This is a genomic window from Nitratidesulfovibrio liaohensis, from assembly GCF_011682075.1.
GTDB classification, from domain to species: Bacteria; Desulfobacterota; Desulfovibrionia; order Desulfovibrionales; family Desulfovibrionaceae; genus Cupidesulfovibrio; species Cupidesulfovibrio liaohensis.
This window is the reverse complement of sequence record NZ_VSMK01000799.1, coordinates 1-12,089: the sequence shown is the minus strand read 5'-3', so window position 1 is coordinate 12,089 and position 12,089 is coordinate 1. Positions and strand designations below refer to the sequence as shown.

Genomic DNA, 12,089 nt, shown 5'->3' with positions numbered 1-12,089 from the left:
TGGAGGTGTGGAACAGCGCTGACGAATCGCGGTTCTGCCGGGGGCTGCCGCCCGACGCGGAAATGATGGCCCCCTGCGTGTGCGAGGCGCCGCCCCCCGAAGCGGGCGTTGCGGTGGCGCACCCGGCCCATCTGCGCCCGCTGGGCAGCCAGGTCATGCCCGCCCCGGTGCGGGTGCACCGGCTGTCGCCCTATGGCGCCCAGCTTTCTGGCCAGTGCGAGACCTTGTGCCCGTGGCTGGAAGGCACGGAGGGTGCGCTGTGCGAACTGGCCCTGCCCATGGCCGACGGCAGGGGCTGGACCTTGTTCGCCTTGCGCGTGGAGTCGGCCCGGCGCGAAGGCGACGATCTTTTCGTTGGCGGGGCTTTCGTGCGGCAGGGCGAGCGGCAGCGCGGTCTGCTGGCCCGGCTGCTGGACGTGGCGGCGGTGAACGAGAAAGGGCAGGGGGACGAGGCGCTCGCGGTGGCGAACTGAACCTGCCCGCATGCCGCAATCGCCGGACATTTCGGCTGTTCCCTGAATGCGACCCGGGGGCCCGTCCGTGTCCCTTTCGGCCGTACCCCGTTCGACATTTCTCCGCGCGCGTCGGTCCCGCCAACCGGCAACGAAAAGCCCGGCCTTTCGGCCGGGCTTTTCGCGTCGTGGAATACGGGAGGGATGCACCGGGCGGACGCCGGTGTGGTGGCTGATGCGAAGGGGCGGGGCTATTCCCCCGTATCGCCTGCCGCGTCTTTGGCTTCTGGCGTTTCCGCCAGCCCCGCCAGTTCAGAGGCCTTCAACTGGCCGCAGGCGGCCTTGATGTCCTGCCCCTTGCTCTTGCGGATGATGGCCGTGACGTTCTTGGACCACAGGTACTGCTCGAAGGCCAGGATGCGCGCCTGGCTGGGAGCTTCGTAGGGCAGCCCCTCCGCCGGGTTGTACACGATGAGGTTCAGCTTGGCCTTGGTGCGCGACACCAGGCGCACCAGTTCGCGGGCGTGGTCGATGGAATCGTTCACTCCGCCCAGCAGCAGGTATTCGAAAGTGATGCGCTCGCGCGTCTTGAGCGGATACGATTCAAGCGCGGCCATCAGGTCGTCCAGGGTCCAGCGGGCCGCGCGCGGCATGATGCGCGCCCGCAGTTCCTGGTTGGGCGCGTGCAGAGAAACGGCCAGGAAGGCCAGCCCGCTTTCGCCCAATTCGCGTAGGCCCTTTTCGATGCCGCAGGTGGATACGGTGATGCGCCGGGGCGAGAAGCACAGCCCGAATTCGTCGTTGAGGGTGCGCAGGCTGCGCATGACCTCGTTCAGGTTCAGCAGCGGCTCGCCCATGCCCATGAACACCAGGTTGCGCACGATGGGGTGGTCGGGCCGGTCGTCGCCCAGGTGCTCGCGCGCCACCAGCACCTGCCCGAGAATCTCGGCCATGGTCATGTTGCGCTCAAAGCCCATGCTGCCGGTGCTGCAAAAGGTGCAGCCCATGGCGCAGCCCACCTGGCAGGACAGGCACTGGGTCATGCGCACCTTGCCCTCGCGCGATTCGCTGGGAATCAGCACAGTTTCCACCAGCGCGCCGTCGGCCAGGGCCAGCAGGAACTTCACCGTGCCGTCGCTGCTGGTCTTAACGGTGCGGACTTCAGGCCAGGTAATGCGCGATTCCTCGGCCAGCCGGGCGCGGGTGGCCTTGGAAACGTTGGTCATGGCGTCGAAGGACCGGGCATTCTTCTGCCACAGCCACTGCCACACCTGACGGGCGCGAAAGCGCGGCTCGCCGAGTGCGTCGGTCATCCACGCTTCCAGTTCGTCGTAGGTCAGGTTCAGTATATTGACTTGTCTTGGCATGTTGGTTTTCTTAGAGTTGTTGGGCTATATATGTGCAGAAGGAGAGATGCGATGCGACTTGAAGATGTGGCAAGGGAAGTTTTTGGAAAGATTGATGCTGCTCAGGTCTATTCGAAGAATGAAGAGCGATTGCGTTATATGATTGAATACGCAGTTGGGAGAATTGATTGGTATGAAAATCAATTTCAGTCAATAACAAATTTTGGAATTGGTTTAGTTACAGCATTATCTGCAATCGTTCCGATGGTTTTTCAGGCTACAGAGGGCATGACCATCGGGAAGATTCTTTTATTTAGAACTTTTCCTTCGTTTGCAATTCTGCTTTTGGTTATGACAATGGCTTTTTTTGTTATGAAAAAAAGATGGTACGCACATCGTGATGTGGCGAATATAAAAAGTTGGTATTTTGTATATAATGTTCATCCTGATCTTGGAAAGTTTTCTGACGGTATTTCTAAGGAGTCGCAGGTTGGTTTGGTTGTCGATGGGTATAGGATATATTGTGAGAGGATTATGCGTGTAATGAATGATGAACTAAGCAGAATGGTTGATGATGTTGAACAGATATATGTTTTGTTTATGATACAGAAATATTCTAAGAAGAATTATGAAGATTATCGAAAGTGTTTTGCGCTCTGTATGATTGTTCCGTTGTCCTTGTCGGTGTTAGCATCAATAATTTTCTGGGGTGAATAGTATGGCTTGTGATGTGAGTGCATATTTTGATGCTGTCCGTAATATTTCTGAAAGTGGAAAGAGAGAAGGGAGGTATTTAGAGGTCTTAGGTTTTAATTGTGTTAGTTATTATAATATAAATGATGTGCGTAGGTTGAAGAAGGTTAGGCGTTATGCTCAAAATGATGAGATAGTGCGAGGATGGTTGAAATCAGTTAAGGCATATTCTGTCTTTCGAGATAGGCCACAGAAGCCGAGTTATGGTTTGCGAATTCGAAGTTACAATAGCTTTGGTTGCATTGTAGATCAACTGGATGCTGTTGCTGCACGCATATCAGAAAAGCCAGGATATAGTTGCCAGTCAATACTGGTGTATTCCCCTGTAGATTTAATAAAAATGGTACGACCAGGGTACGTTCCGTGTGTTACTGCGATCGATGTAAAGGTGAGAGATAGTTTGCTGCATTTTCATATATTGATGAGAAGTCTTGATGTGTATTCAAGTATGATATTCGATATGTTATGGCTAAGGATTTTGCAAAGAATATTAATCGCAAAAATATGTAAACGGCGTTATTCTCTGAAAAGCATTAAGCCTGGTGTGCTGAATATTTTTTGTGGAAGGGCGTATATAAAGGCAAACTGTGTAGAAAGAGCCAAGACGTTTGCATCTATATTGTGTGCAGAATAGTGAATAATGCTTCAAAAATTGTTAAGTTGCATTGTAACAACTTAAAGTGTCAATGCCCGCGCTCCTTGCTTTTTACCCGCCTCACGGACAGCAGCACCCCCACCGCGCACAGCGCGCAGAAGGTCCACAGTGCCGTGCGCATGGACGACAGAAAGCCCGGCAGGGTGGCCGCCGACACAGGCTGTCCACCCATGAACACGGAAAACACGATGGTCACCACGATCATGGATGCCATCATGCCCAGGGTGCGCATGGTGCTGGTCATGCCGGATGCCACGCCCAGGTGGCGCGGTTCCACGCTGCCCACGATGGCGCTGGCATTGGGCGAGGCGAACAGGCCGTAGCCCACGCCCAGCAGCACCAGCACCACCACGGTGAGCGCGGTGGAGGTGTCCTGCCCGATGAACGCGGCCACACCAAGGCCCACGGCGCACAGCACCATGCCCACGGTGGCTACCCGCTCCGCCGGATAGCGGTCGGCCAGCCGCCCGCCGATGGGCGAAAGCACCATCTGGATCACCGGCTGGATGATCATCAGCAGGCCCGCATCGCTGGGGGTAAGCCCGCGTACGTATTGCAGGTACAGCCCCAGAAAGAACAGCACCCCGAAGGTGGAGGCGTAGTTGATGAGCGCGGACAGGCAACTGAGGGTGAACAGCCGGTTGCGCGACAGCAGGGTAACTTCCAGCAGCGGAAAGGGGGTGCGCGATTCCAGCCACAGGAACAGCCCGCCGCAGGCCAGTCCGGCGGTCAGCGAGGCCCAGGCCCATGCCCCGGCGTCGAGATGGGACGACCCCAGGGTAAGCAGTACGATGGATCCGGCGTAGACCAGGCTGCCGCGCAGGTCGAAGGGTTCGCCCCTGGCGGAGCGCCATTCGCCGCGCAGTCTGGTGAGCACCAGCAGCAGCGCGGAAATGCCGAAGGGCAGCACCATCAGGAACACCCAGCGCCACCCGAAGTGGGTGGTCAGAAAGCCCCCGATCAGTGGCCCGCACGAGATGCCCGCATAGGCCGCCGCCGAAACGATGCCGATGGCCCGGCCGCGTTCCTCGCGCGGGAACACCTCAAGCATGATGGCGAAGCTGTTGGCCACGATCATGGCCGCGCCCATGCCCTGCAGAAAGCGCAGGCCGATGACCATGCGGATGGACTGCGACAGCGAGAGGACGGCGGTGATGGCGGTGAACAGCACAAGGCCCGCCAGAAACAGCCTGCGCCGCCCGAAGATGTCGCCAAGGCGGCCCATGATCAGCAGGAATACCGAAAGGGCCATGACGTAGGTGGTTTCCACCAGCCCCACCTGCATGGCCGTGGCGGCAAGGTCGCGCCCGATGGCGGGCAGCGAGACGCCCACGGCGGACATCATCAGCGGCATGAGGATCATGGACGTGCTGACCACGAACAGCACCGCCCCGCGCGAAACGGGCGCTGGCGCCGGGCCGGATGCGGATGCCCCGTGCCCCGGCGTGCGGAAGGGGAAGGAGGCGGGGCTCATTGCGCGCCTCCTCTCGTCTGGCCAGCCTGGCAGATGGGGCAAGTCTGGCCCGTCTGGCAGGATTTGTCGTGTCTGCCCGGCCTGGCGGGGCGGCCCAGTTCGGCCAGCACGTTGCCGATCATGCGGTCCAGAAAGCCCAGAGCCTGCTCGCGCTCCTCGCCGGAGAATCCGCGCACCATGGTTTCGGTCAACTCGCGCAGGGCGGCCAGAAAGGGGGCGCGCAGCGCTTCGGCTTGCGGGGTCAGGGTGATGACCAACTGGCGCCGGTTGTGCGGGTTCACGGTGCGGGTCACCAGTCCGGCGGCCTCCAGCTTGGCCAGCGAGCGGGCAGCGGACCCCTTGTCGAAGTGCAGTTTCTCGGCCAGTTCTTCCTGCGATACGCCGTCGCCAGCCTGAAAGAGCTCGGCCAGAAAGGGGATTTGGCCCTTGCCCACCGGTCCCAACGGGGCGATGCGCTCCAGGGCCAGCAGCAGCACCAGACGGCGCAACTGGCCCACGCGGTAGGCAAAGGACGTGAGTCTCTGTTCCATGCGAAATGTCCTATTGTTGCCATTGCAACTGTTGAAGAAGCAACAGATAGGCGCGGGGCGGGCGAGTGTCAAGGCGGAGCTGGGGTCGCCTGCCATTTGGCGCGGGCCGGGGCTGGGCGCATGGCCGAGGATGCAGATTTTCCGGGCTGGCCTGTTCATGCCGCAGCGCGGGCGTGCACCGCGCCGGACGTGCCGGGTCGGGGCATGCTTCGCGGTGTTGCGGCAGCGCCACCCGCACGGACGACAGTGGACGCCGGGGCGAGGCGGCGCTATGCCGTGGCGGTACGCTGCGACGCAATGGCTTTTTCCGCACGGACCGCACTGCTGCCCCTGCCCCCTCATCCCGCGTCATCCGCCGAACCGCCGAATCGCCAGACCACCGGCCAACCGGACAAGGAACCGCCCATGACTGCCCGCCACGATTTTTCTGCAGACCTCGCCAGCAACGCATCCGCAGTTCCAGCCGCTGCGCCGGGCACCCACGGCGTGGCTCCGGGCTTCGGCTCTTCAGATGTGCCGGCCGATCTGCGTGTGCACCACGAAATCTTTCGGGTGCGTGGCTACGAGGTGGGGCCGGACGGCACTGTTTCCGCGCAGATCATCTGCGATTATCTGCAAGAGGCAGCGGGAGCGCATGCGGACAGGTTGGGGCTTTCGCTGGCGGCACTGCACGAGCAGGGGCAGGCGTGGGTGCTGGCCCGGCTGGCGGTGCAGGTGGAGCGCGCCCCGGCGGAGGGCGAGACGGTGACGGTGCGCACCTGGCCGTGCGGGGTGGAGCGGCTGCAATTCCGGCGCGACTACCTGATGCTGGGGCAGGACGGGGCGGTGGTTGCTCGCGGGGCCTCGTTCTGGGTGGTCATCAATTTGGCCACTCGCAGGCCGGAACGCATTCCGCCCACGGTGGCGGCCCTGCTGCCGGAGAACCCGCCTCTGGCGCTGGACGGCAGCCTGCTGGGCGACCGGCGACCCCCCGCGCCGGCGGAGGACGCCGTGACGCTTTCCTCCCGGTCCTTCGCGGTGCGCCGGGCGGACATGGACCGCAACCGCCACGTGAACAACGTGCGCTATCTGGACTGGGCGCTGGAAGGCGTGCCCGCCGAGGTGCAGGAGACATCCCGTCCCGTGTGGCTGGACATGCACTTTCGGGCCGAGACGGTGTACGGCGACACGGTGGAGGCGCACTGCCTGCCCGCGCCTGCCGATACGACAGCTCCGGGCGCCGCGCGTTTCGTGCACGTCCTTACCCGCCGCTCCGATGGCCGCGAGGTGGCGCGGGCGCTTACCGGCTGGCGGCAAGGGATTTGTTTTTGTTCGGAAGTAGCTGGAACAGATGAAGATTAGCCGTTCCGTTGTACCTTGCCTTGTCCCCGCCCCATCCAACGACCGCCTTCCGCGCGGATTGCGCCCGCAGCCGGAGATCGCCGCCGGAGGCCTTGCGACGGCGGAAGCTCCGGCGTCGCGGGTGCACCGCAAATCGTTCCACGCTATACCCACGTCCTAAACCGTCACCAAGGCTCCGGGAGTATCGTGCGCATTGGCGTCACCGGCGGCAGATCACCCGAAGGCGCTTTGGCCGAGGGAAGCTGCCGCCGAAGGGACGCCGCGCAGGATACGTTGGGGGTCCAGGGGAGGCGCAGCCCCCCTGGAGCGCGGGGATGCAAGGGGCCGCCGCTTTGCGGCCCCTTGCCCGCCGGAGGCATAACGAAATCGGGCGTTCACAACAGCGCACGACTGTCTTCGTAGAAGCCGCATCCAACAGGGCGCAACGCCTCTTCCTCCCCCCTCTTTCTCTCCTTTTTCTTCCCCTCCCCCTCCCCCTTCCCCCTCCCATCCCCCCAACAAAAAACGGGGGGAAGGAACCTTCGTCCCTCCCCCCGCGTCTCGCAAGGAATGCATCAATCCGGCGCTAGCCGAAATTCTTCGCCTTGTACTCGCGCACGTAGTCCACGGCCTCGGGCACGCTGGTCACTTCGCCCGCCACCTGCGCCTTCAGCAGCGCATCGCGCAGCATGCCCACCTGGGGGCCGGGGTGCAGGTTGGTGAATTCCATGATCTCGTTGCCGTTCAGCAGGGGTTCCAGCATCTGTTCCGGCGTTTCGGCGCGCTCCAGGTACTTCATGTTGTGATTGAAGTAGGTGTAGCTGCCGGCGCGGGCTTCCAGATCGGCGCGGGCCATTTCGATGAGCCGGGGGTATTCCTCCAGCGACTTGAAGCGGCGGATGCCCCGGTCGGTGAGCATGAAGTGGAAGCGCATGTGGTGGCGCACCAGGTGGCACACCTGTTCCACGTCTTCCGGCGAGAAGTGCAGGCGACGCAGCAGCTTGCGCGTCACCTTCGCGCCCACGCGGTGGTGCTGGTAGAAGTTCCACTTACCGTCGAAGTATTCCGCCGTGTACAGCTTGCCCACGTCGTGGAACAGCATGGCGAAGGTGCCCAGCCAGTCGTAGTTGTATTCGCCTTCGGGGTAGTGGCGCACGCATTCGATGGTGTGGTCGAGCACGGTTTCTTCCACGCCCTCGTCGTTGCGCTGCTGGCGCACGCGGGACAGGGCCGCCACTTCGGGCAGCAGACCGTGCAGCACCTGTGAATCGAACAGCAACTGCACGAACTTCCACATGCATTCGGCTTCCACCTTGCGCCACTCGTCCATGATGTCCGAGATGCGCACGTAGTCCAGCACGCGGCTGGCGGCGCGGATGATGGCCATCCACGAGTTGGGCTCGATGGGCAGGTCGAAGTTTGCCGCGAAGCGCATGGCCCGGATGACCAGCAGGTAGTTGCGGCGCAGGGTTTCGTCCGGAATGCCGCGCAACTGCACCTTGCCCTTCGAGAAGTCCTCGAAGCCTTCGTACACGTCGCCGGTGTGGGCGATGAACGGGCAGGACAGGGCCGGGGGCATCTTGCCCTGCTCTTCCAGCACGCGCAGCATGCGCGGGGTGATGCGGGCCAGGGTATGTTCCGGGTGCGAGGATTCTTCGGTGTCGGTGTGGTAGAAGCGGATCAGGGCTCCGCCTTCGCGCATGGTGGCGACCACGCCCTCTTCGTTGGAGCGCTCGAGGCTGGGGAAAAGCTTGCCGAGCTCTTCGTAGTCGGGCTCGCAGGCGATGTCGATTTCGGTTTCGCGGCCGTCCAGCAGTTCCTTTTGCAACTGCGCGTTGACCACGTAGGCGTCGTAGCCGTTGCGAAGGATGGCCTTGCAGATGGCTATGGCGTCCTTGAAAGGTTGGCTCATCCCTGTCCTCCTGAAAGTGATGAAAAGCGCGCCCTCCGGCGCGGTGCCATCCGTGCATCACAGGCGCGGCCCGAAAAGTCAAGGCGGCTAGGCGGGGAACGACGGGGCCGGTAGCCGTGGCCCGGCTAGCCTGCGGATGTGGGCCGGTCATGGCTGGTGGCGCCGGGTGGGCAGCACTGGGTGCGTGCGCACGGGAAGTGCGCTCGCCTGATTGTGCCAAAATGCACAAAAGTCGCGCAGGATGCAAGGGGGAGTGGGGTGGGGGCTGTCGGGGGTAGGGGTGGAAGGGGTGAGGGGAGAGGGGATGCTGTCTGATGGGTACGGCCTCTACGAATACACGCCAGCACTGTTGACCACGCCTGATTTCGTTATGCCTCCGGCGGGCAAGGGGCCGCTGAGCGGCGGCCCCTTGCATCCCCGCGCTCCGGGGGGCGCTGCCAGCTCTGCTATCTTCATCCGTAAGACTCGCGCGTTGCGTACGATGGCCGTATGGCTCGCAAGCTCGCCAACGGCCACGCTTCGCGCCCTTCGGGTCGATCTTCACGCTCGCCTAACGGCTGAAGTCCCTGGTCCCCCTGTGTTCGTCCTGCACCGCATTCCTTTCGTCGGCAGCTTCCCTCGGCCAAAGCGCCTTCGGGCGATCTGCCGACGGGAATGCGATGTGCGCCAATCTCTCGTCGTCACGGCGTAGCGAGGGTGCCTTTGCAACACGTATCCCGCGCGGCGTCCCTTGGGCGGCAGCTTCCCTTCGGCGCTAAGCGCCTCCGGGCGATCTGCCGCCGGTGCCGCCGATGCGCACCGGTCTTTCGGTGGTGTTACTAGGTTATGATTCGCGCGTGTATTTTGGCTGGTTCAACGTACACGTACGGCGCGTAGAAGCGTGTGCCGCCGGGCTTTGACGGCGGCACATGCGTCGCAACGGGGGCGTGGATAGGGGCACCCAAGTGGGATGGGGGCAACGGGAGCTCCGCGCACATACGCATTCCGCCGGGCAGATCACCCGGAGGCGTCTTGCGCCGGAGGGAAGCTGCCCGGTGAGGAATGCGGTGCAGGATGACACGGGGGTCCAGGGGGCGGAGCCCCTGGAACGCGGGGGTGCAGGGGGTGTTCGTTACAACACCCCCTGCCTGTCGGAGACATAACGAAATCGGGCGTGGTCAAAAGGGCTGGCGTGTCTTCGTAGAGGCCGCGTCCAATGGCGCGCGACCTCTCCAGTCTTCTCGTCGAAGACTCACCTCCCCCCTACACCACCTTCACCCCGCCAAGCCACAGCGCCTTCACCCTGCCCACCAACTCCCGTCCCAGGAACGGCGTGTTCAGACTCTTCGAGTGCATGGTCTCACGCGAAGGCACCCACTTCTCTTCCGGGTCCAGCAGAAAGAAATCCGCCGGGTCACCGACGCCAAATCCGTTCACGGGCAGCCCGAATATCCTTCCCGGTTCCGTCGCCCACAGGCGCATCAGGTCGGTTTCCGTCAGCATGCCTTCGCGCACCAACCCCCAGGTCAGGGCCACGGCGGTGTCCAGTCCTGTGATGCCATTGGGGGCCTCGTCCAGCGGGGTTTCCTTTTCGTGCGCCGCGTGCGGGGCGTGATCGGTTGCCAGAATGTCGATGACGCCGGACTTCACGGCCTCGCGCAGGGCGGCCACGTCGTCGTCGGTACGCAGGGGCGGGTTGACCTTGGCCTTGGTGTCGTACCCCAGCAGTTCCCTGTCGGTCAGCAGCAGGTAGTGGGGGCAGGTTTCCGCCGTTACCGGCACGCCCCGCTGCTTGGCCCAGGCGATCAACTCCACGGAGCGGCGGCACGAGATGTGCGCGAGGTGAATGGGCAGCTTCAGGTAGTCGGCCAGCAGGATGTCGCGCGCCACGTGCAGCGCCTCGCCGATGTCCGGCTGGCCCTTCACCCCTATGCGCCCGCTGGTCTCGCCCTCGTTCATGTGGGCGCCCTTGGCCAGGTAGGGGTCCTCGCAGTGGTCGATGACCACCTTGCCCTGGTCGGCGGCGTATTCCACGCAGCGGCGGAACATTTCGGTATCCGGCACGGGCGCGCCGTCGTTGGAAAAGGCCACGCAGCCCGCCTCGGCCAGTTCGGCCAGCGGGGCAAGCTCGATGCCCTTCAGCCCCACGGTGGCCGCACCAATGGGGTGCAGGCGCGGGCCGTGCGGCCAGTGGCGGCGGGCGGTGTCGATCATGTCGCGGGTGATGGAGGCATCGTCGTTGACCGGCTTGGTGTTGGCCATGCACAGCACGGCCCCGAACCCGCCGTGGGCGGCGGCGGCAAGCCCGCTGGCGATGTCTTCCTTGTACTCCTGACCCGGTTCGCGCATGTGGGTGTGCGCGTCGATGAAGGCCGGAAACAGCACCATGCCCTTGGCGTCGATGCTTTCCGCCCCGGCGGGGGCGTTGCCCGCGCCGCTGTCCGTCACGGACGCGATGCGCCCGTCGGCCACGGCAACGTCCACCATGCGCCCCAACAGGCGGGCATTGCGAAGGAACAGGGAAGGGGAAGTGGTGGCGGTCATGCGCGGCCTCCGTTGTCGGCGGTCTGCTCTATGCCGGTGCGGGTGGCGAGCAGGAAAAGGATTGCCATGCGCGTGGCCACGCCCGCGGCCACCTGGTCCAGGATCAGGCTTTCGGGCGAGTCGGCCAGCACGGACGATATTTCCAGCCCCCGGTTCATGGGGCCGGGGTGCAGCACCCGCGCGCCCGGCGCGGCCATGGCCAGATGCCGGGGCGACAGGCAGAACCGCTGCGCGTATTCACGCAGGTCGGGCAGCAGGCCCGCCTGCTGGCGTTCCAGTTGCAGGCGCAGGCACATCACCGCGTCCGCGCCCTGCACGGCGTCGTCCAGCCGGTTGAAGATGGTCACCGGCCAGTTATGGACCCCGGCGGGCAGCAGGGTGCGCGGCGCGCACAGCCGCACCTTTACCCCCAGCGACGAGAGCAGGTGCACGTTGGATCGGGCCACCCGGCTGTGGGCAATGTCGCCAAGGATGAGCAGGGTGCGCCCCTCGAAGGTGTCGCCCCAGACCTGGCGCAGCGAATAGCAGTCCAGCAGGGCCTGGGTGGGGTGGGCGTGCCAGCCGTCGCCCGCGTTGACCACCGAGCAGTCCAGCCGCTCGGCCAGAAACTGCGCCGCGCCGCTGGACGAATGGCGGATGACGATGATGTCCGGCGTCATGGCCTGCAGGGTGAGGGCGGTGTCCTTCAGGCTTTCGCCCTTGGACAGGCTGGAGCCGCTCTTGGCCAGCGAGAAGGTGTCGGCGGAAAGCCGCTTGCCCGCCACGTCGAACGATGTCTTGGTGCGGGTGCTCGGCTCCGCGAAGAACAGCACCACGCTCTTGCCCTTCAGTGTGGGCACCTTTTTCACGGGGCGGCGGTTGATGTCGTGGAACTGGGCCGCCGTGTCCAGCAGGTGGAACAGCTCTGCCCGCGTCAGCTGGGTGACGTCCAGCAGGTCCTTGTGGGGCCACGTGGGGCGTTGTGCGTGCTGCATGTGGGTGTGGGGGGTTACGGGGTTGTCCCCAGTGCTTGGGAAAAATCTTGGGGCAGCAGGGCCAGCCGCGCGCGGCGGCCGGGAACGATGGCGCCGATGTCGCCCCGGCCCAGCGCGGCTGCGCCGTCCACGGTCAGCAGGCGCAGCAGG

Annotated in this window: 9 protein-coding genes and 1 pseudogene; 4 read left to right on the top strand and 6 right to left on the bottom strand. The window is 63.6% G+C overall.

The annotated features are described in order from the left end of the window. Positions 1–473: pseudogene (locus FVW27_RS19505) on the top strand (hypothetical protein); the annotation flags it as partial. A 230-nt stretch (positions 474–703) separates the two neighbouring features. Here the strand turns inward: FVW27_RS19505 and rlmN are convergent. Then, complete coding sequence (rlmN, locus tag FVW27_RS19500; RefSeq protein WP_167128510.1) at positions 704–1,819, bottom strand: dual-specificity RNA methyltransferase RlmN; 1,116 nt, start codon at positions 1,817–1,819, stop codon at positions 704–706. Positions 1,820–1,870: 51 nt separating this feature from the next. On the opposite strand from rlmN, the gene FVW27_RS19495 reads away from it, so the two are divergent. Then, on the top strand, positions 1,871–2,515 hold the full coding sequence (locus FVW27_RS19495; protein ID WP_167128507.1) for a hypothetical protein: 645 nt from the start codon (positions 1,871–1,873) through the stop codon (positions 2,513–2,515). A gap of 1 nt (position 2,516) precedes the next feature. Beyond that, positions 2,517–3,185, top strand: a complete 669-nt coding sequence (locus FVW27_RS21300; RefSeq protein WP_167128504.1) for a thymidylate synthase — start codon at positions 2,517–2,519, stop codon at positions 3,183–3,185. Positions 3,186–3,234: 49 nt separating this feature from the next. On the opposite strand, the gene FVW27_RS19485 is transcribed toward FVW27_RS21300, so the two are convergent. After that, complete coding sequence (locus tag FVW27_RS19485) at positions 3,235–4,680, bottom strand: MFS transporter (RefSeq protein ID WP_208294895.1); 1,446 nt, start codon at positions 4,678–4,680, stop codon at positions 3,235–3,237. Continuing rightward, complete coding sequence (locus tag FVW27_RS19480; RefSeq protein ID WP_243838589.1) at positions 4,677–5,210, bottom strand: MarR family winged helix-turn-helix transcriptional regulator; 534 nt, start codon at positions 5,208–5,210, stop codon at positions 4,677–4,679. Before FVW27_RS19480 ends, FVW27_RS19485 begins: the two co-directional genes overlap by 4 nt. Before the next feature lie 405 nt (positions 5,211–5,615). Between FVW27_RS19480 and FVW27_RS19475 the strand changes: the two genes are divergently transcribed. Further along, positions 5,616–6,551, top strand: coding sequence for an acyl-[acyl-carrier-protein] thioesterase (locus tag FVW27_RS19475; RefSeq protein WP_167128501.1), 936 nt, complete (start codon positions 5,616–5,618; stop codon positions 6,549–6,551). 565 nt (positions 6,552–7,116) lie between these two features. On the opposite strand, the gene FVW27_RS19470 is transcribed toward FVW27_RS19475, so the two are convergent. The 3 genes from FVW27_RS19470 to FVW27_RS19460 form a co-directional block, all read right to left on the bottom strand. Then, positions 7,117–8,442, bottom strand: a complete 1,326-nt coding sequence (locus tag FVW27_RS19470) for an HD domain-containing protein (RefSeq protein WP_167128498.1) — start codon at positions 8,440–8,442, stop codon at positions 7,117–7,119. 1,242 nt (positions 8,443–9,684) lie between these two features. After that, positions 9,685–10,965: a dihydroorotase gene (locus tag FVW27_RS19465; protein WP_167128495.1), complete on the bottom strand. Its 1,281-nt coding sequence runs from the start codon at positions 10,963–10,965 to the stop codon at positions 9,685–9,687. Continuing rightward, entirely contained in the window at positions 10,962–11,939 is a 978-nt protein-coding gene (locus FVW27_RS19460) for an aspartate carbamoyltransferase catalytic subunit (protein ID WP_167128492.1), read from the bottom strand. Before FVW27_RS19460 ends, FVW27_RS19465 begins: the two co-directional genes overlap by 4 nt. Between the last annotated feature and the right edge of the window lie 150 nt (positions 11,940–12,089).

Bases quoted from the DNA above. Each gene is read 5' to 3' on its own strand.
- rlmN (WP_167128510.1), bottom strand. From the start codon at position 1,819: ATGCCAAGACAAGTCAATATACTGAACCTGACCTACGACGAACTGGAA.
- FVW27_RS19465 (WP_167128495.1), bottom strand. From the start codon at position 10,965: ATGACCGCCACCACTTCCCCTTCCCTGTTCCTTCGCAATGCCCGCCTG.
- FVW27_RS19495 (WP_167128507.1), top strand. From the start codon at position 1,871: ATGCGACTTGAAGATGTGGCAAGGGAAGTTTTTGGAAAGATTGATGCT.
- FVW27_RS19480 (WP_243838589.1), bottom strand. From the start codon at position 5,210: ATGGAACAGAGACTCACGTCCTTTGCCTACCGCGTGGGCCAGTTGCGC.
- FVW27_RS21300 (WP_167128504.1), top strand. From the start codon at position 2,517: ATGGCTTGTGATGTGAGTGCATATTTTGATGCTGTCCGTAATATTTCT.
- FVW27_RS19460 (WP_167128492.1), bottom strand. From the start codon at position 11,939: ATGCAGCACGCACAACGCCCCACGTGGCCCCACAAGGACCTGCTGGAC.
- FVW27_RS19470 (WP_167128498.1), bottom strand. From the start codon at position 8,442: ATGAGCCAACCTTTCAAGGACGCCATAGCCATCTGCAAGGCCATCCTT.
- FVW27_RS19485 (WP_208294895.1), bottom strand. From the start codon at position 4,680: ATGAGCCCCGCCTCCTTCCCCTTCCGCACGCCGGGGCACGGGGCATCC.
- FVW27_RS19475 (WP_167128501.1), top strand. From the start codon at position 5,616: ATGACTGCCCGCCACGATTTTTCTGCAGACCTCGCCAGCAACGCATCC.